This is a genomic window from Bradyrhizobium sp. AZCC 1588 (assembly GCF_036924735.1).
GTDB lineage: Bacteria > Pseudomonadota > Alphaproteobacteria > Rhizobiales > Xanthobacteraceae > Bradyrhizobium.
On the sequence record NZ_JAZHSC010000001.1, the window covers coordinates 50510 to 67976 of the forward strand.

General features: G+C 63.8%; 14 protein-coding genes and 1 pseudogene. 10 read left to right on the plus strand and 5 right to left on the minus strand.

Features of this window, described 5'->3' with window-relative positions:
* The first annotated feature begins 81 nt into the window (after positions 1-81).
* Positions 82-996, plus strand: coding sequence for a LysR family transcriptional regulator (locus V1277_RS00205; RefSeq protein WP_334414546.1), 915 nt, complete (start codon positions 82-84; stop codon positions 994-996).
* A gap of 97 nt (positions 997-1093) precedes the next feature.
* Here the strand turns inward: V1277_RS00205 and V1277_RS00210 are convergent, their stop codons facing one another.
* Positions 1094-1711 carry a TetR/AcrR family transcriptional regulator gene (locus V1277_RS00210; RefSeq protein WP_334414548.1) on the minus strand — a complete coding sequence of 206 codons (618 nt, stop codon included), beginning with the start codon at positions 1709-1711 and terminating at the stop codon, positions 1094-1096.
* Positions 1712-1773: 62 nt separating this feature from the next.
* Complete coding sequence (locus tag V1277_RS00215) at positions 1774-2310, minus strand: PaaI family thioesterase (protein WP_334414549.1); 537 nt, start codon at positions 2308-2310, stop codon at positions 1774-1776.
* Positions 2311-2444: 134 nt separating this feature from the next.
* Here V1277_RS00215 and V1277_RS00220 point away from each other — a divergent pair, with 134 nt between their 5' ends.
* The 5 genes and pseudogenes from V1277_RS00220 to V1277_RS00240 all read left to right on the plus strand — a co-directional run bounded on the left by V1277_RS00220 (position 2445) and on the right by V1277_RS00240 (position 6628).
* Positions 2445-3215, plus strand: coding sequence for an enoyl-CoA hydratase (locus tag V1277_RS00220; protein ID WP_334414550.1), 771 nt, complete (start codon positions 2445-2447; stop codon positions 3213-3215).
* Between the two features lie 147 nt (positions 3216-3362).
* Positions 3363-3476: pseudogene (locus tag V1277_RS00225) on the plus strand (hypothetical protein); the annotation flags it as partial.
* Positions 3433-4920: an FAD-dependent monooxygenase gene (locus tag V1277_RS00230; RefSeq protein ID WP_334414551.1), complete on the plus strand. Its 1488-nt coding sequence runs from the start codon at positions 3433-3435 to the stop codon at positions 4918-4920. The pseudogene V1277_RS00225 and the gene V1277_RS00230, both read left to right, overlap by 44 nt.
* Positions 4917-5102 (plus strand): hypothetical protein, encoded by a 186-nt coding sequence (locus V1277_RS00235; RefSeq protein WP_334414552.1) that lies wholly within the window; start codon positions 4917-4919, stop codon positions 5100-5102. The genes V1277_RS00230 and V1277_RS00235 overlap by 4 nt, the downstream gene beginning before the upstream one ends.
* A 251-nt stretch (positions 5103-5353) precedes the next feature.
* Positions 5354-6628 (plus strand): MFS transporter, encoded by a 1275-nt coding sequence (locus V1277_RS00240; RefSeq protein ID WP_334414553.1) that lies wholly within the window; start codon positions 5354-5356, stop codon positions 6626-6628.
* Between the two features lie 110 nt (positions 6629-6738).
* Here the strand turns inward: V1277_RS00240 and V1277_RS00245 are convergent, their stop codons facing one another.
* Entirely contained in the window at positions 6739-8298 is a 1560-nt protein-coding gene (locus V1277_RS00245) for an acyl-CoA carboxylase subunit beta (protein WP_334414554.1), read from the minus strand.
* Positions 8228-9205 (minus strand): IclR family transcriptional regulator, encoded by a 978-nt coding sequence (locus V1277_RS00250; protein ID WP_334414555.1) that lies wholly within the window; start codon positions 9203-9205, stop codon positions 8228-8230. The genes V1277_RS00245 and V1277_RS00250 overlap by 71 nt, the downstream gene beginning before the upstream one ends.
* A 141-nt stretch (positions 9206-9346) precedes the next feature.
* Between V1277_RS00250 and V1277_RS00255 the strand changes: the two genes are divergently transcribed.
* The 4 genes from V1277_RS00255 (at position 9347) to glsA (ending at position 14892) form a co-directional block, all read left to right on the plus strand.
* Positions 9347-9568, plus strand: a complete 222-nt coding sequence (locus tag V1277_RS00255) for an acetyl-CoA carboxylase biotin carboxyl carrier protein subunit (protein WP_057846297.1) — start codon at positions 9347-9349, stop codon at positions 9566-9568.
* 161 nt (positions 9569-9729) lie between these two features.
* Positions 9730-10893, plus strand: coding sequence for a TAXI family TRAP transporter solute-binding subunit (locus V1277_RS00260; protein WP_334375961.1), 1164 nt, complete (start codon positions 9730-9732; stop codon positions 10891-10893).
* A gap of 50 nt (positions 10894-10943) precedes the next feature.
* The gene (locus V1277_RS00265; RefSeq protein WP_334414556.1) at positions 10944-13010 is read left to right on the plus strand and encodes a TRAP transporter permease; all 2067 of its coding nucleotides are present in this window, start codon (positions 10944-10946) and stop codon (positions 13008-13010) included.
* Between the two features lie 22 nt (positions 13011-13032).
* Positions 13033-14892: a glutaminase A gene (gene glsA / locus V1277_RS00270; RefSeq protein ID WP_334414557.1), complete on the plus strand. Its 1860-nt coding sequence runs from the start codon at positions 13033-13035 to the stop codon at positions 14890-14892.
* Between the two features lie 170 nt (positions 14893-15062).
* On the opposite strand, the gene V1277_RS00275 is transcribed toward glsA, so the two are convergent.
* On the minus strand, positions 15063-17399 hold the full coding sequence (locus V1277_RS00275; protein WP_334414558.1) for a Tex family protein: 2337 nt from the start codon (positions 17397-17399) through the stop codon (positions 15063-15065).
* Positions 17400-17467: the final 68 nt, after the last annotated feature.

The following is a 17467-nucleotide window of genomic DNA, read 5'->3' on the forward strand; positions in this document are numbered from 1 at the left end:
TCTGGGATCGCTTTCGAGCCCCTTTTTGACCTGCATTTCTTGGGATACAAGTCCGATATATTGCACCATAGATGTGCGGAAATGCTGGATCAAGGCACCAAGACGATCGACTGGGATGACTTCCGTTTCGTGCTGGCGATCGTCCGCGGCGGCTCGGTTTCCGCTGCCGCCAAGCAGCTATCGGTCGACCATGCCACCGTGATCCGCCGTGTCGACCGGCTGGAACGGCATCTCTCCGCAAAACTGTTCAACCGCCGCAAGACCGGCTACCTCCTGACCGAAGCCGGCCAGCGCGTGGCCGACAGCGCGGAGGCGATGGAATCCACCATCGTCGCGAACCAGGAGGCGGTCGGCGGCTCGCGCGCCCAGCTCACCGGTACGGTCCGGATCGGCGCCCCCGACGGGTTCGGCAGCCATTTCCTGGCCGCGCGGCTTCTGAAATTCACCGAGCGGTATCCCGATCTCGACCTGCAGCTCGTCGCCACCGCGCGCCTCTTCAGCCTGTCGAAGCGCGAGGCCGACATCGCGATCAGCCTCTCCATGCCCAAGGAGGGCCGGATCGTTGGGCGCAAGCTGCTCGACTACAGCCTCGGGCTCTATGCGGCGCCGGCCTATTTCGACCGGGCACCGAAAATCACTTCCCGCGGCGACCTGCCGGGGCATCGCTTCGTCGGCTATATCGAGGAACTGCTGTTCACGCCGGAGCTGGATTACCTGCCCCAAGTTTCGCCGAAGATCTCGGCCAAATTCCGCAGCGCCAATCTGATCGCGCAGCTCAACGCCACCATTGCCGGCTTTGGTATTGCGGTGCTGCCGCATTTCATGGCGAAGGCGCATCCCGAACTGCGTGCGGTGCTACCCGACGAGGTCAGGATCTCGCGCACGTTCTGGATGCTGATGCACGCCGACAGCAAGGACCTGGCGCGGATCAGGGCGGTGGCCGATTACATCCACGAGACGGTGGAGAGCGAGCGCGCGCTGTTTGGCGGGCGGTGAGCTGTAGGGTGGGCAAAGCGAAGCGTGTCCACCATCTTTCGGCGCGTTGGCTGGAATGGTGGGCACGCTGCACTCTGCCCACCCTACGATTCCGCGATCAATTCACCTTCGCCCGCGTCTTCTTCGCGGCCGGCTTCGCCTCGGCACGCGTCAGCGCCGCCTCGCGGCCGGCGAGGAGAATTTCGTCGGACAGTTCGCCGCTGCCGGCAACGCGCGACATCACCAGGGTGCCCATCATCGTCGCCAGCGTACCCATGGCCTGCCGGCGGGCCGTCTTGCGCGGCACGTCGGGAATCTGGTCGGCGATCACATCGATCAACTGCTCCAGCTTGGCGGCAAAGGCCTTGCGCGTCTTCGCGCTTTCCCGGGCGATCTCGGCACCTAACGTCGTAACGGCGCAACCGCGGCCGGGATCGTCGCGATGAACCGTCGAGACGTAGGAATCGATGATCGTCGACAGCCGCTTTTCAGGCGGCGTTTCAGCGGCGATTTTTCGCCAGTGCTCGACCGAGCGGTCCATCGCATAGGCAAAAGCCTCGATGACGAGCGCCTCGCGGGAATCGAAATGCGCGTAGAAACCGCCATGGGTCAGCCCCGCTTCCTTCATCAGGTCGGCGACGCCGATGCCATGCGCGCCCTTTTCGCGAAGCCGCACCGAGGCTTTTTTCACGATCCGTGCGTGGGTCTCCTGCTTGTGCTCTCTCGAATAACGCATCAACGCATCCCATTAAATGTCCCTGGTCATATAATAGCAGTTGCGCGTAGGAAAAGCTGCATCTAATTCGTCTTTTCAACGCCGATCATCGTGAACGTTCCGGTCGCGTGCACTGCAAGATTGCCTGCACGGTCGCGGACGAAGCCTTCGGCATAGCTGGTCTGGCGGCCGAACTTTATCACTTCGCCTTCCGCCGAGATCGCGCCCGAGCGCACCGACAATGGCCGCAGATAGGTCAGCTTGAGGTCCAGCGTGACCGAAGTTTGCCCCGCCGGCTGCATGGTGGTGATGGCACAACCCATGGCAGTATCCAGGAGTGCCGCGGCCGTCGCGCCGTGGAGCAGTCCGATGGTGTTTTCGAGGCTTTCATCCGGATCCAGTTCCATCACGACCCGGCCGGGCTCGGCGATGCGCATCTCGAAGCCGATCAGCCGCGCCATCGGCGGCGGTGGCAGGATGCCGTCGCGGATCGCGCACATGGTCTCGAGCCCGGACATTCCGGATGCCGCCCGGGCAATCGGCCCCGGCGCCTGCCATTCCACCACCCGATGCCTGCGCGTATCGAACGAAAACAGATCGACAGTCTCGGTTATGGTCATGGCGGCCCTTTAGATGACGATCATAATTCTATATCGGTGCAAGCGGTCGCGCAACGCCCCTCGCCCGCCCTTGACAAGCCGGCGCAATGTCCCGGAAGTGAGATCACCGACCAGAACAAGCCCGGAAAAACAGAATGGAAATGCTCAATCCTCATTGCGGCATCGACCGCGACGACAGAGGCGTCGTTCGCCTCGCGATCTGCAATGCGGGCCCTCTCAACATCCTCTCCTCCCCCGTCACCGACGGCGTGCGCGAAGGGTTCGAGCGGCTCGCCGGCGACAAAACCATTCGCGCGATCATCCTCGCCGGACAGAGCGAGAAGAGCATGATCGGCGGCGCCGACATCAAGGAGATGGCGCGCCTCGACCAGAAGTCGGCGGAAGCCTTCATCACGCGGCTGCGCGACCTCTGCGAGGCCGTGCGCCACTTTCCGGCGCCGGTGATCGCACGGCTTCCCGGCTGGTGTCTCGGTGGCGGGTTGGAAGTCGCCGCCGCCTGCGATTTCCGGATTGCGGCCCACGTTGCCAAATTCGGCATGCCGGAAGTGCGCGTCGGCATCCCCTCGGTGATCCATGCCGCGCTGCTGCCGCGGCTGATCGGCTGGGGCCGCGCCCGCTGGCTGGTTATGACGGCGGAAAATATCGACGCGCCCACCGCGCTCGCCTGGGGCCTGGTCGATGTGGTCGTGAAGGAAGGCGGGCTCGATGCCGCGGTCGAGCATACGGTGAAGGCGCTGCTCGACTGCGGACCCGAAGCGTTGCGTTCGCAGAAGGCGCTGCTGCGGCAATGGGAGGAACTGCCGCTGACCGAATCCGTCAACTTAAGTGTCGGCGTATTCGGACAATCGTTCCTGACCGGCGAGCCGCAGCGGCTGATGCAGGGATTTCTCGACCGCAAGAAATAGACGGAGGGAGGCATGAGGCCTGCCGGCAAGGGACCGCTGGAGTCGCTCTATTTCGACTATCCCCGCTTTGCGGCACGGCGCGTCCCCGAGCTTGACGGCGAGACGACGCGGCATCCGGTGCTGATCGTGGGCGCTGGCCCGATCGGCATGACGGCGGCGCTGGTGCTGGCGCGCTGCGGCATCAAGAGCGTGCTGATCGACCGCAAGGATACCTTTAATGACGGCAGCCGCGCCATCTGCATCGCGCGGCCGAGCATGCATATCCTGGAGCGGATTCGGCGCGGTCACGCCGTTCGTCAAAAAGGCGCTCGGCTGGCGGTTCGGCCGCAGCTACTATCGCGGCGAGCAGATTTTTCGGCTGGAGATGCCGCAACCGCCGGGCGAAAAATATCTGCCGATGTACAATCTGCAGCAGCAGTATATCGAGAAATTCCTGCATGATGCGGTCGCGGCCTGCGACCTCGTCGACATGCGCTGGCAGAGCGAACTGTCGGCCATCGAGCGTCACAATGATGGCGTCTCGGTTCGGATTTCATCGCCAGAGGGCGATTATCGGCTCGATGCCGACTATGTGCTGGCCGCCGACGGGGCGCGCTCGCAGGTCCGGTCGATGCTCGGCTTGCGGCTGAAGGGCGACAACTACGAAGGCCGCTATGTGATCGCGGACATCCGCATGGACCACGATTTTCCGACCGAGCGCCGCGCCTTTTTCGAACCAAGCGGCAATCCCGGCGGCACGGTGCTGATCCACAAGCAGCCGGACGATATCTGGCGCGTGGATTACCAGCTCCGTGAAGGCGAGAGCGAGGAAGAGGCTTTAAAGGAAGAAAACCTCCGCGCCCGCGTTGGCGCGATCCTTGCGGATATCGGCCACACCGCACCGTGGGACCTCGAATGGTGGAGCGTCTACTCCGCCAACACCTTGTGCCTTGACGATTACCGGCACGGCCGCGTCTTCTTCATCGGCGATGCCGCGCATATCGTGCCGATTTTTGGCGTGCGCGGGCTGAACAATGGCCTGGCAGATGCCGAAAACATCGGCTGGAAGCTGGCGCTCGTTCTTCATGGCGAGGCGGATGAGCGGCTGCTCGACAGCTACTCGCCGGAGCGGCGCGGCGCCACGCTCGACGTGTTCGCCAATGCCACCAAGAGCACGCGCTTCATGACGCCGCCGACGCGCGGCTGGCGGTTGGCGCGCGAGGCGGCCTTGTCGCTCAGTTTGAAGCATGAATTTCCCCGTGGGCTCGCCAATCCGCGCCAGATGCAGCCCTATACCTATTCGGAAAGCCCGCTGACGCCCTATGCCGGACGCGATGCCGAATTCGTCGGCGGTCCTCGTTGCGGCAGCGCCGCGCCGAACTCCAAGCTCTCCGACGGAACCTACCTCTTGGATCGCGCCGGCAACGGCATGACCGCGATCCTGTTCTGCGAGGAGAAGCTCACCGCCGAACAGGCGGCGCTGCTGGCGCAACTCAGCCGGATCGATAAGCGCTTCGTTGCGGTGCTGGTCGCCTCGCGTCGCCCTGCGTCCGAAACGAAAGCCCTTGTGGATCAAGACGGCGAAATCGCCCGCCTATTCGCCGCAGATCCCGGCACGCTCTACCTGCTGCGGCCCGATCTGCACATTGCCGGGCGATGGAAGTCTGTCGCTCCCGACGAGATCCTGAAAACCGCAAGCCTTTGCCTGGGAAGCGAGACGCCATGAGCGCCATGCCATTCGAGGACTTCGAGACCGCTTATGAGACGCTTGCGATGGCGATCGACCAGGCCGGGCCCGAGCGTGAAGCGCTGTTCCTGACCCGGCTTGCGCTCGTGCTCGGCCACAAACTCGGCGATGTCGCGGCCTTCCGGAAGGCCATCGAGACCGCCCTTGACGGGCTGCAATAGCGGCGGCTCGCGCCTGCCGATCCATCAATTCTCTCATGCGGACGGTGAGATTTTTTAATCGGATTGCCTGGTTGCGATACCGCCGCGTATAATATTATGTTCATAATTCAATATCCGGCTTGCGCGGATTGCCGCTGGCGTCGTCGTGTCCTGAAATGAGGGAAGTACGACATTCAAGTCGGACCAACGTCACGTCAGAATACGTAAAGCCGCCTTAAGCAAACTTTCCCACCCGAATTCCCCGAGGACCAATGATCTCGAATTGGCTTTCAGCCGCCCTCGCCCGCCGCAATATCCATTACGGCTGGGTGATGGTCGCCGTGACCTTCCTCACCGCCCTGATCTCCGCCGGCACGGTCGGCGCGCCCGGCGTCTTCATCGTGCCGTTGCAAAAGGAATTCGGCTGGACGACGGCGGAGATTTCTTCCGCGCTGTCGATCCGCTTCATTCTGTTCGGGCTGATGGCGCCCTTCGCTGCCGCGCTGATGAACCGCTACGGCCTGCGCAATGTGACGCTGTTGGCACTGCTGATCGTCGTCTCCGGCCTGGTGGCGTCGCTGGCGATGACACAGGTCTGGCAGCTCATGCTGCTGTGGGGCGTGGTGATCGGGCTCGGCACCGGCATGACGGCGCTGGTGCTGGGCGCAACGATTGCTGCACGCTGGTTCGTGGCGCGCCGCGGTCTCGTCGTTGGCATCCTGACCGCGAGCGTCGCCACCGGGCAGCTCGCCTTCCTGCCGCTGCTGGCGAGCCTGACCGATACGTATGGCTGGCGGATCGCACTGGCGCTGGTGTGCGTGATGCTCGGCGTCGCGGCTTTCGCCGTGCTGATGATCATGCGTGACCGGCCAAGCGATGTGGGTTTAAGGCCGTTCGGCGACGAAGGCACCGAGCCGCTGCCGGCGCCTCCCCCAAACAACACTCCGATCATGGCGGCGGCGCTCGGCACGCTGCGCGATGCCTCGAAATCGGGCGTGTTCTGGATCCTGTTCGCCACATTCTTCATCTGCGGCGCCTCTACCAACGGCCTGGTCCAGGTTCACCTGATTCCGATGTGCCTCGATTTCGGCATTCCGCAGGTGCAGGCGGCGAGCCTGCTGGCTGCGATGGGCATATTCGATTTCGTCGGCACCATCGCTTCCGGCTGGCTGTCGGACCGCTACGACAATCGCTGGCTCCTGTTCTGGTATTACGGGCTGCGCGGCCTATCGCTGCTGTTTCTGCCGTTCTCCGATTTCACGCTCTACGGCCTGTCGCTGTTTGCGATGTTCTACGGACTCGACTGGATCGCGACCGTACCGCCGACGGTGCGTCTCACTACCCAGCGGTTCGGCCCCGAACGCGCCAACTTGGTGTTCGGCTGGATTTTTGCCGGCCATCAGTTGGGGGCGGGTGTCGCCGCCTTCGGTGCGGGCCTGTCGCGGACGGTACTGCAGACCTATCTGCCGGCGTTCGCCGGTGCGCTCTGCGTGGTGGCGGCGTTGATTGTTCTGGCGATCTCGCGGCCGAAGCCCGTGGCGGCATAACCACTGCCGTAGGGTGGGCAAAGGCGCACTTGCGCCGTGCCCACCATCTCTCCGCATCGTCGACATCTGTGGTGGGCACGCTTCGCTTTGCCCACCCTACCATCGGTGCGCTACGGCCGCGTCGACATGTTGCTCGGCGGACCTACGCTGCGGATCGGCTCCGCCAATCGCGCGAACTCGCACAGCAGCGAACGCGTCTTGCGTGGGTCGATCACCTCCTCGACCCAGAATTTCTCGGCGGAGCGGAACGGCGAGCGCAGCTTGTTGAGGCGGTCCTCGATCTCCTTCAGCTTCGCGGCCGGATCATCCGACCCGTCGATATCGGCGCGGTAGGCGGCCTCGATGCCGCCTTCGAGCGGCAGCGAGCCCCAATAGGCCGACGGCCAGGCATAGCGCATCGAATAGCGGTTGGCCGGCTGGTGCACGACGCCGGCGACGCCGAACGCGTTGCGCACGATGATGGTGCACCAAGGCACGGTCGACTGGTTGACCGCCGCCATCGCCCGCACGCCGTGGCGGATGGTCGCCGACTTCTCGGCCTCGAGCCCGATCATGAAGCCGGGACAATCCATTAGGTAAACCACCGGCAGATGGAAGGTCTCGGCGAAATCGACCCAGCGCACCACTTTCTGGCATGCCTCCGCCGTCCACGACCCGCCATAGTGAAAGGGATCACTCGCCAGCAGCAGCACCGCGCGGCCCTCGAACCGGGCAAGGCCCGTGATGATCGGACGGCCGAAATTGGCGTTCACTTCGAAGAACGAACCCTTGTCGACAACGGCGTCGATGATCGGGCGCATCTTGTAGACCTGGCGGCGGTTGCGCGGCACCGCCTTCAACAGCGATTCTTCCGCGCGCTCCGAATCATCCGTGCACGGCGTGGTCGGCGGCAGGTCATATACCGAGGACGGCAGATAGGACAGAAAACGCCTGGCGCGTTCGAACGCCTCCTCCTCGGTATCGACGGCATCATCGACGCCGCCGGCGCGGGTCTGGATCTCGGCGCCGCCAAGCTCCTGCTTCGTCAGGTCCTGGCCAAGACGTTTTACGACCGGCGGGCCTGCGACGAACATCGCGGAATTTCGGGTCATGACGGAATAATGGCTGGCGGCAAGCCGTGCCGCGCCAAGGCCCGCGACCGAACCGAGGCCGAGCGCGACCACGGGCACCCGCGCCATGTTCGCCGTCGTGAACCAATACCAGCGCGTGCCGCCGACCCCGCCGGGCAGATTCGCAGCGCCGCGCGTCTCGATCGTCTTCACCGAGCCACCGCCGCCCGAGCCTTCGATGACGCGGATGATCGGCAGGCGAAAATCATGCGCCATCTCCTCGGCCATCAGCGGCTTGGCCGAGATCGACGCATCGGCCGAGCCGCCGCGCACGGTGAAATCGTCGCCGACGACAACCACGGTGCGGCCGTCGACCCTGCCGCGGCCGAACACGCAGTTGGCCGGCGTCAGGTGCTTGAGTTCGCTGTTTTCGTCGTATTCGGCGATGCCGGAAATCGCGCCGATCTCGTGGAAGGAACTCTTGTCGATCAGTTTGTCGATGCGCTCACGAACCGTGAGCCGGCCCTGGTCATGCTGGCGCTTGACCTTGTCAACGCCTCCCATCTCGCGCGCGAACGCTTCGCGCCGAGCGAGCTCGTCGAGCTCCGGCTTCCAGTTCATTCGTATCCTCCGTCCTGATGATCTTGTTGTTATTATGGGCCGGCACCGGAAGCGGCTTTCTTTCAATCCGATTGGCGAAGATGTCGCCCTCGGCGCCTTCCAGCAGGCCGCCGATCGCGACGCCGAGTTCGAGCATCTGCGGCGCCACTTCCCGGTGCAGCCGCTCCTCGTCAAACATCGCGGCGAGAAGGCCGATCGTCACGACGACAAAGGTTTGATATTGCGGCGACCACACCGGCACCGCGCAGCCGTTGATATGCGGGCTCCAGGTGCCGCAGCCCACGACATAGCCGTGTTCGCGCAGGTGGCGGCGGTTATCTTCGATGCGCGGCTTCAACTGTCCCGCATTTTCCGGGATCTCGCGCTCCATTTCGGCGATCAGGGCGTCGCCGACGTCGGTGTCGAGCGCTGCGGTGTAGGCAAAGCCGGCCGCGGTGCTGGTCATCGAGATGCGGCTGCCAGTGCCTTCGTGCAGGCCGAGCGCATTCGCCGCGCGCGCGAATTCGAGATAGACGAGGTGATAGCGATCGGGAATCACGAAGCCGACGGTGCCCGGCAATTGATCGGCGACGTCCTGCAGACGCAGCCTGATCAGATTGCGAAGCTGCAACCCCTTCATCATGGAGGTGCTCATCGCCACCGCGCTTGGCCCGATGCGGTATTTCTGGTCGCGCGGCAGATAAACGAGCTGGCCCATCCGCGTCAGCGTGTGCGTGAGCCGCGACACCGTCGACCGCGGCAGTCCGCAGCGGCTGGAAATTTCCAGATTACCTAGTCTGGCTTCATGACCCTCGAAGCAGCGCAGGACGTCGAACGCCCGCGACACCACCTGGATCACGTCACCCTCGCCCGCCAGATCGCTGGCGAGCATTCCCTGTTTGCTAAGCCTTTCCGAGCGTCTTCCCATTGTTATGGCTCCATGGCCTAATTCCGCCCTGCGGAACAAAATTCCACTTGCAGAACAAACTACCTCAGGCAATCTGCGGCCACAACAAAAAGCCGTTCACGAGGACAGCCTGTCCGTCAGACGGTCCCCGGGAGAACGGACATGCCAGAGATCAAGATTGTCACCGAAGTCGCCGGACGCGTGTGCGCGCTTCCCGTCGCAACTGGTGGCAATGTCGGCGACGGCGACGAGATCGCTTTCGTGGAAGCCATGAAGATGGAAATTCCGGTCACGTCGACGACGGCAGGAAAGATCAAGGCCATCCTGGTCAAACTCGACGACGTTATCGCCGAAGGACAGGTTGTCGCGATCATCGAAGCTTAACCGGATCACGGCATAAACTTTTTTGAACGAGTTCCGCGACAATCTGTCCAGCTCTGGTATTGACGTGTACGCACGTGATGTTTCCATCGCCAGCCGCGATATGACATGATCGACGCTAACGAGAGAATTTTCGCATAGCGAAACAATCTGAGGGGAAAATTATGATCTACCGCTTGAAGGCGCTCGCACCACTCGCCCTTGCAGGCATCTCATGGCTGACCTTGCCGGCGGCTTATGCGGAAGACGTCAAGCTGCCGCCGACCATGGTGGTCACCGCCTATGACACCGGCACCGCGGGCTTCAACATCGCCGTCGGCGTCGGCAAGATGATGAAGGACAAATACGGCACCGACGTTCGCGTGCTGCCCGCCGGCAATGACGTGGCGCGACTGGCGCCGCTGCGCGCCAAGCGCGCGGCCATGTCCGCAATGGGTTCCGGCACCTATTTCGCCCAGGAAGGCGTGTTCGAGTTCGGTACCAAGGAATGGGGCCCCCAGCCCTTGCAGCTCGTGCTGTCCACGGTCGATTGCAACGCCGCCACGCTCGGCGTCGCCAAGGATTCCGGTGTGACCGAGATCAAGCAGCTCAAGGGCAAGCGCGTGGGCTTTGTGGTCGGTTCGCCGGCGCTGAATCAGAACGCGCTCGCCATCCTGGCTTTCGGCGACCTCAAGCAAAGCGACGTCAAGGTCGTCGAGTTCTCGAGCTACGGCGCGATGTGGAAGGGCATGATCAACAACGACGTCGACGCTGCTTTCGCCACCACCATCACCGGCCCGGCGAAGGAACTCGAGACATCACCGCGCGGCATCATCTGGCCGCCCTTGCCCCACAAAGACAAGGCCGGCTGGGAGCGCGTGAAAAAGGTCGGCTCGTTCTTTTTCCCGCACGTCGCGACCTGCGGCGCCGGCATCTCCAAGGACAAGCCGATCGAGCTCGGCAACTATCCCTACCCGATTTTCATGGCATACGGGACGCTGCCCGCCGACGAAGTCTATGCCATCACCAAGGCGATGATCACGGGCTACGACGCCTATAAGGACTCCGCGCCGGGCGCGGCCGGTCTTGCGGCCGACCGCCAGACCAAGAACTGGGTGGTCCCGGTGCATCCGGGCGCCGCCAGGGCACTGAAGGAAGCCGGTCAATGGACCGACGCGCAGGAAGCCTACAACAAGGAATTGCTGAAGCGCCAGCAAGTGCTGGCCGCCGCATGGACGGACTACGGCAAGTCCAGCCCGCCATCGGATGACAAGGCGTTTCTCGAAGGCTGGATGAAGGCACGCGCCGCGGCGCTGGCGAAGGCGAACATGCCCAACGGCTTTGAGTAGCGCTGCCTCACTCGCCTGGGGTCCAAGGCGAACACCGTCTAGGGGGAATGATGTCACCTGCTGCGAGTGATAGCGTAGCCGCGCCTGCAAAACGAATTGAGTTCGACGACCCGCATGCCAACATGCAGGAAGCCGAAGTCACGCGGGTGCGGACATTGCGCGGGGCGTGGCGCTGGACGCTGGTGATTGCAACTGCGGTAACCATCCTGCTGTGCATCAACCAGCAATTCTCCCTGCGCTTCTTCCTCGGCTACACCCAGCTCAACACCGAGTACTTCTATCTCCTGATCGCGCTGATGCTGCCGTTCACGTTCCTGATCTTTCCGGGGACCGGGAGCGCGCCGCTCGATCGAATTCCCTGGTATGACATCCTGCTGTTTGTCGCCAGTTTCGCCTGCGCAATCCTCCTGATGCGCAGCGTCCGCAAAGCGGCAGAAGCCGGCTGGGAATTCGGCGGCGCGCCGACCTACGTGATCGTCGCCGGCGTCATCATGTGGGTCGTGCTGATGGAAGCGTTGCGGCGCACCGGCGGCTGGAGCCTGCTGCTGAGCGTGCTGCCGTTTACGGTGTATCCCCTGTTCGCCGATGCGACGTGGCTGGGGCCGTTTCGCGGCACCCAATCGACACTCGAACAAGCGACGGCGTATCACGTGCTTTCGGGCGAAAGCCTGCTCGGCATTCCGATCCAGGCTTTTGCCGATACCGTGATCGGCTTTCTGGTGTTCGGCACGGCGCTGATGATGACGGGTGCCGGGAAATTCTTCATCAACCTGTCGTTTGCAATGTGCGGCACCTTCCGCGGCGGCGCCGCCAAGGTCTGCATCTTTGCCAGCGGCCTGCTCGGCATGATGTCGGGCTCGATCATCTCCAACGTGCTGACCGCCGGCACCATGACCATTCCCGTCATGAAGAAGAGCGGCTTCCGCGCCTCCTATGCCGCTGCGATCGAGGCCTGCGCCTCGACCGGCGCCGTGCTGGCGCCGCCGGTGATGGGCGCGACCGCGTTCGTCATCGCGCAGTTCCTCAACGTCAGCTACGCCGACGTCGCGCTTGCTGCGATCATTCCGGCGACGCTCTACTACATCGGCCTGTTCATGCAGGTGGATTCCTATGCCGCCCGCCACGGGTTGAAGGGCATTCCGCGCGCCGAACTGCCGAAGGTATGGGACACGATCAAGGACGGCTGGTACTACGTTTTCGTCATCGCGCTGCTGATCGTGATGCTGCTCTACTTCAAGCGCGAGAGCCACGCGCCGTTCTACGCTACTGCGCTTCTTTTGGTGCTGAACCAGCTCTTCTCCAAGGATACCCGCTGGACGCTTGGGACGATCAGCAAGTTCCTTGAGGTCAACGGCCGCACATTCGTCGAGCTGGTCGGCATCCTTGCCGGATGCGGGCTCTTGATCGGCGCGTTCTCGATGACCGGCGTGGTCTCGAGCCTCGCCAACGACCTGTTGCGGATCGCCGGCGACAACGCACTCCTGCTGCTCGTGATGTGCGCCTTCACCAGCCTCGTGCTCGGGCTCGGGCTGACGACGACGGCCTGCTACATCTTCCTCGCCATCCTCGTGGCGCCTGCGCTGGAAAAACTCGGCCTCAACCGCATGGCCGTGCACATGTTCATCTTCTATTGGGGCATGCTGTCCTCGATCACGCCGCCGGTCGCAATCGCCTCCTTTGCCGCGGCCGGCATCGCCGGCTCGCCAGCAATGAAGACGGGGTGGGAATCGATGTGGGTCGGCAGCATCATCTATTTCATCCCGTTCTTCTTCGTGTTGAACCCGGCGCTGGTGCTGCAGGGACCAAGCCCGTATCTCGAAGGGCTCGGACTGATGGCGCTGGCAGGCTTCGGCACACTGTTTATCTGCGGCGGCATTCAGGGCTATCAGGTCTTTGTCGGCGATCTCAGGGCCGCCGGCGCGTTGGAATGGCCGCTGCGGGTGTCGTTCGTAGTTGGTGGCTTCGTAGTGGCGACACCGGGCGGCGGGATCATGCCGCTGTCGCAGATGCAGGTGACCCTGCTCGGTCTCGCCATTCTCATTCCTGCGGCGCTGGTCGCGCTGCTGCTGGTGCGCCGCCAGACGCTGGCGCCGCCGAACGGGTTGCACGCACCCTGATTGCGTTGCACAACAGGAGGCGATGAAACAATCGCCTCTTCCGTTCACGACCAGTCCCACAGCCTGGACCCGTTCGAAACCGCCGTTGCTGCGGTTCCTGAAGGCCTGCCACGCCGAATTCACCTCCGAGACCGGTGGCGCGGTCGCCGACTACATCCCTGAACTCGGCAAGGCCGATCCTGCCCATTTCGGCATCAGCCTCGCCACCCTCGACGGCCATGTCTACGAAGTCGGCGACACGCAGGTCCCCTTCACCATTCAGTCGATGTCAAAGCCCTTCGTGTTCGCGCTGGCGCTCGACACGCTGGGGGCAGCACGGGTCGAGAGCGTCATCGGCGTCGAGCCCTCGGGCGATCCCTTCAACTCGATCCGCCTCAACGCCGAGAACCATCCCTTCAATCCGATGGTCAATGCCGGTGCGATCTCCTGCTCCGGCCTGATCCACGAGGCCAAGGGCGATGCGGCATTCGAATACATCAGGCAGGCGCTCGGCCGGTTTGCCGGGCGCGAGCTCGACGTCGACGATGCCGTCTATGCTTCCGAAAGCGCGACCGGCGATCGCAACCGCGCGATCGGCTACCTCCTGCGCACCAACGCGGTGATCAAGGAGAACGTAGCCGCCGTGCTGGAGGTCTATTTCCGGCAATGTGCCATCCTGGTGACGGCGCGTGATATCGCGGTGATGGCGGCGACGCTCGCCAACCGCGGCATCAATCCGGTGACCGGCGAGCAGGTGATGACGCCGTATGCCATCTCGCGCACGCTTTCGGTGATGACGAGCTCCGGCATGTATGATTATGCGGGAGAGTGGATCTACCGGATCGGCATCCCCGCCAAGAGCGGGGTTGGCGGCGGCATCCTCGCGGCGCTCCCGGCGCGGCTCGGGCTCGGCAGCTATTCGCCAAAACTCGACAAGCACGGCAACAGCGTGCGCGGCATCAAGGTCTGCGAGGCGCTATCGTCACATTACGACCTTCACATGCTCAACCGCAGCGACGATGCGCGCAACAGCATCATCGCCGATTACGACATCGGCAACAGCCCCTCGCGGCGCGTGCGGCGCGCGCAGGAGCAGACCATCCTCGCCGCGCACCACCAGGATGTCCGCGTGATCGAGCTGGTCGGGACGCTGTCGTTTTCAAACGTCGACTACGTCTCGCGCCAGCTTGCGGCCAGGCCGCGGCCGCAACTCGTCATTTTCGACCTGCGCCGCGTCACCGCCATGACCCGCGCCGGCGCCCGCCTGCTCGCCGAGGAATTCCGCGAGCTCGCGGCGCATCACGTCACGGTGATTCTTTCCGGCATCAGGCGCTCGTCGCCGGACTGGAAAATGATCGCGGAATGGACTGAAGGTCTCATCAATATCCGCAACTACTACCTGCTCGACGCCGCCATCGAATGGGCGGAAGACCAGCTCGTCTATCGCTACGGCGGCGCTATCGACTTCTTCGAGGCGACCGAACTCTCCGAGCAATCACTGCTGGCGGGGCTGACGGAGGAGGAATTGACCGATCTCGCTTCGCTCGCGTCAATCCGGACCTATCAAACCGGCGAGAAGATCATCTCCGCCGGCGATGTCGCCGCATCGCTGTTCTTCTTGCGGAGCGGCGCAGTCCACGTCACCCTGCCCGACGGCGTGAGGCTGGCGACGTTGACGGCAGGCATGCCCTTTGGCGAAATGGCGCTGCTGGAGCCGCAGCGTTCCGCCGACGTGCTGGCTGACATGGCCGCGACCGCATATGAAGTTTCGCTCAGTGATTTCGAGCGCTTCCGAAAACAGCACCCGCGCGCCGGCGAGCGCATCATGCGCAACCTTGCGCAATTGCTCGCCGATCGCCTGATCCTCGCCAACGCCAAGCTGGACCTGCTGACGTCGGGTTAGTCATGTGTCCCGGACGCGGTGCAGCGTTCTTCACGCTGCTCCGCAGAGCCGGGACCCACAGCGCCGCATCATGGACCCCGGATCAGCAGCGCACCGCCATAGCGCGTCGAAGACGCGCGTGAACGCGCTTTTGGCGCTGCGCAGCATCCGGGGAACGCCGTCGCCTGTCGCTACGCCCCCGCTTTGCCCCGCCCGTTCTTTTCGGCGGCGCGGCGCAGCGCTTCGGCGAGCGCGCCGCCCTGCTCCTGCGGCTTGCGCGGCGACGACGACGTCATCGACGCCTTGGAATACTCGCGCATCTTGCTATCCGACAGCTTGGGGCCCTTGTCGCCGATTTCGTCGTCGAGCCGCAGCGTCAACGCGATGCGCTTGCGGGCGACCTCGACCTCCAGCACCTTGACCTTGACGATGTCGCCCGGCTTCACGACCTCGCGCGGGTCCTTGATGAAATTCTTCGACATCGCCGAGATGTGCACCAACCCGTCCTGGTGGACGCCGATATCGACGAAAGCGCCGAACGCCGCCACGTTCGTCACCGTGCCTTCCAGGATCATGCCGCGCTTGAGATCCTTGATCTCCTCGACGCCCTCCTTGAACACCGCGGCCTTGAACGCCGGGCGCGGGTCGCGGCCGGGCTTTTCCAATTCGCGCAGGATATCGGTTACCGTCGGCAGGCCGAAGGTTTCGTCAACAAAGGCCTGCGGCTTCAACTGGCGCACGACATCGGCATTGCCGATCAGCGCCTTGATATCGCTCTTGGTCGCGGCGAGAATCCGGCGCACCACCGGATAGGCTTCGGGATGCACGCCGGAGGAATCCAGCGGGTCTTCGCCATTGTTGATGCGCAGGAAGCCGGCGCATTGCTCGAACGCCTTGGGTCCGAGCCGCGGCACTTCCTTCAGCTCCTTCCGCGACTTGAACGGCCCGTTGGCGTCGCGATGCTGCACAATGCTTTGCGCAAGCCCCGCACCAATGCCCGACACGCGCGCGAGCAGCGGCGCGGAAGCGGTATTAGCATCGACGCCGACGGCGTTGACGCAGTCCTCGACCACGGCATCGAGCGAACGCGCCAGCTTGGCTTCGCCGAGGTCGTGCTGATACTGGCCGACGCCGATCGCCTTCGGATCGATCTTGACGAGTTCGGCGAGCGGGTCCTGCAGGCGCCGCGCGATCGACACCGCGCCGCGCAAGGTGACGTCGAGCTCCGGCAGCTCTTCCGACGCGAAGGCCGAGGCGGAGTAGACCGACGCGCCGGCTTCCGACACCACGATCTTAGACATCTTGAGATCCGGCAGCAGCTTGACGAGCTCGGTCGCCAACTTGTCTGTCTCGCGCGAGGCGGTGCCGTTGCCGATCGCGATCAGCTCGACGCGGTGCGCGACCGCGAGTTTGCCGAGCGTCGCCAGTGCCGCATCCCATTGCCGCTGCGGCTCATGCGGATAGATCGTCGTGGTCGCCACCACCTTCCCCGTCGCATCGACGATGGCGGTCTTGACGCCGGAGCGGTAGCCGGGATCGAGCCCCATGGTGACGCGGGCGCCGGCCGGCGCCGCCAGCAGCAGGTCGCGCAAATTCGAGGCGAAGACCCGCACGCCCTCGGTCTCGGCCGCCGTCCATAGCCGCATCCGCAGGTCGATGTTGAGATGCACCTGGATCTTGGTGCGCCACGCCCAGCGCGCGGTCTCCACCAGCCAACGGTCGCCCGGGCGCTTCTGATCGGCGATGCCAAAGCGCTGCATGATCTTGAGTTCATAGGCGCTGGGGACGCCGGCCTCGGGCACATTCGCCTCGGGCTGCATCTGCAGCTCCAGAATTTCTTCCTTCTCGCCGCGGAACAGCGCGAGGATGCGGTGTGAAGGCAGCTTGTGCAGCGACTGGTTGAAATCGAAATAGTCCTTGAACTTCTCGCCTTCGAGCTTCTTGCCCTTGCGTACGGTGGAGATCATCAGCGCGCTGGTCCACATCTCCTCGCGCAGCCGTCCGATCAGGTCGGCGTCTTCGGCGAATCGCTCCACCAGAATCGCGCGGGCGCCTTCGAGGGCGGCCGCGACGTCCGCCACCTGCTTTTCGGCGTCGACAAAGCCGGCAGCGACGACCTGCGGATCGTTCTGCGGCTGGGTCAGCAACAGCTCGGACAGCGGCTCGAGTCCGGCTTCCTTGGCAATCTCGGCCTTGGTGCGGCGCTTCGGCTTGAACGGCAGGTAGATATCTTCCAGACGGCCCTTGGTGTCGGCCGCCATAATCTGTGCTTCCAGCGCAGCGTCGAGCTTGCCCTGCTCGCGGATCGAATCAAGGATCGCGACCCGGCGCGCTTCGAGCTCGCGCAAGTAAGTCAGGCGCTCTTCCAGGGTGCGCAACTGCGCGTCATCGAGCCCGCCGGTGATTTCCTTGCGGTAGCGCGCCACGAACGGCACCGTGGCGCCGCCGTCCAGCAGTTCGACCGTCGCCGCGATCTGCTCCTCGCGAACGCCAAGCTCTTGCGCAATCTGTCGATTGATATTTGCCACGCGACCTCTTTCCAAAGCCGTTTGCGGCGGGAGGACCGGCCGCGGGGACGCAGCTTATGGACCATCTC

Coding starts and splice junctions, on each gene's coding strand:
- V1277_RS00265 (WP_334414556.1), top strand. CDS start 10,944: ATGTCACCTGCTGCGAGTGATAGCGTAGCCGCGCCTGCAAAACGAATT.
- V1277_RS00220 (WP_334414550.1), top strand. CDS start 2,445: ATGGAAATGCTCAATCCTCATTGCGGCATCGACCGCGACGACAGAGGC.
- V1277_RS00215 (WP_334414549.1), bottom strand. CDS start 2,310: ATGACCATAACCGAGACTGTCGATCTGTTTTCGTTCGATACGCGCAGG.
- V1277_RS00245 (WP_334414554.1), bottom strand. CDS start 8,298: ATGAACTGGAAGCCGGAGCTCGACGAGCTCGCTCGGCGCGAAGCGTTC.
- V1277_RS00260 (WP_334375961.1), top strand. CDS start 9,730: ATGATCTACCGCTTGAAGGCGCTCGCACCACTCGCCCTTGCAGGCATC.
- V1277_RS00240 (WP_334414553.1), top strand. CDS start 5,354: ATGATCTCGAATTGGCTTTCAGCCGCCCTCGCCCGCCGCAATATCCAT.
- V1277_RS00210 (WP_334414548.1), bottom strand. CDS start 1,711: ATGCGTTATTCGAGAGAGCACAAGCAGGAGACCCACGCACGGATCGTG.
- glsA (WP_334414557.1), top strand. CDS start 13,033: ATGAAACAATCGCCTCTTCCGTTCACGACCAGTCCCACAGCCTGGACC.
- V1277_RS00205 (WP_334414546.1), top strand. CDS start 82: ATGCTGGATCAAGGCACCAAGACGATCGACTGGGATGACTTCCGTTTC.
- V1277_RS00255 (WP_057846297.1), top strand. CDS start 9,347: ATGCCAGAGATCAAGATTGTCACCGAAGTCGCCGGACGCGTGTGCGCG.
- V1277_RS00235 (WP_334414552.1), top strand. CDS start 4,917: ATGAGCGCCATGCCATTCGAGGACTTCGAGACCGCTTATGAGACGCTT.
- V1277_RS00230 (WP_334414551.1), top strand. CDS start 3,433: ATGACGGCAGCCGCGCCATCTGCATCGCGCGGCCGAGCATGCATATCC.
- V1277_RS00250 (WP_334414555.1), bottom strand. CDS start 9,205: ATGGGAAGACGCTCGGAAAGGCTTAGCAAACAGGGAATGCTCGCCAGC.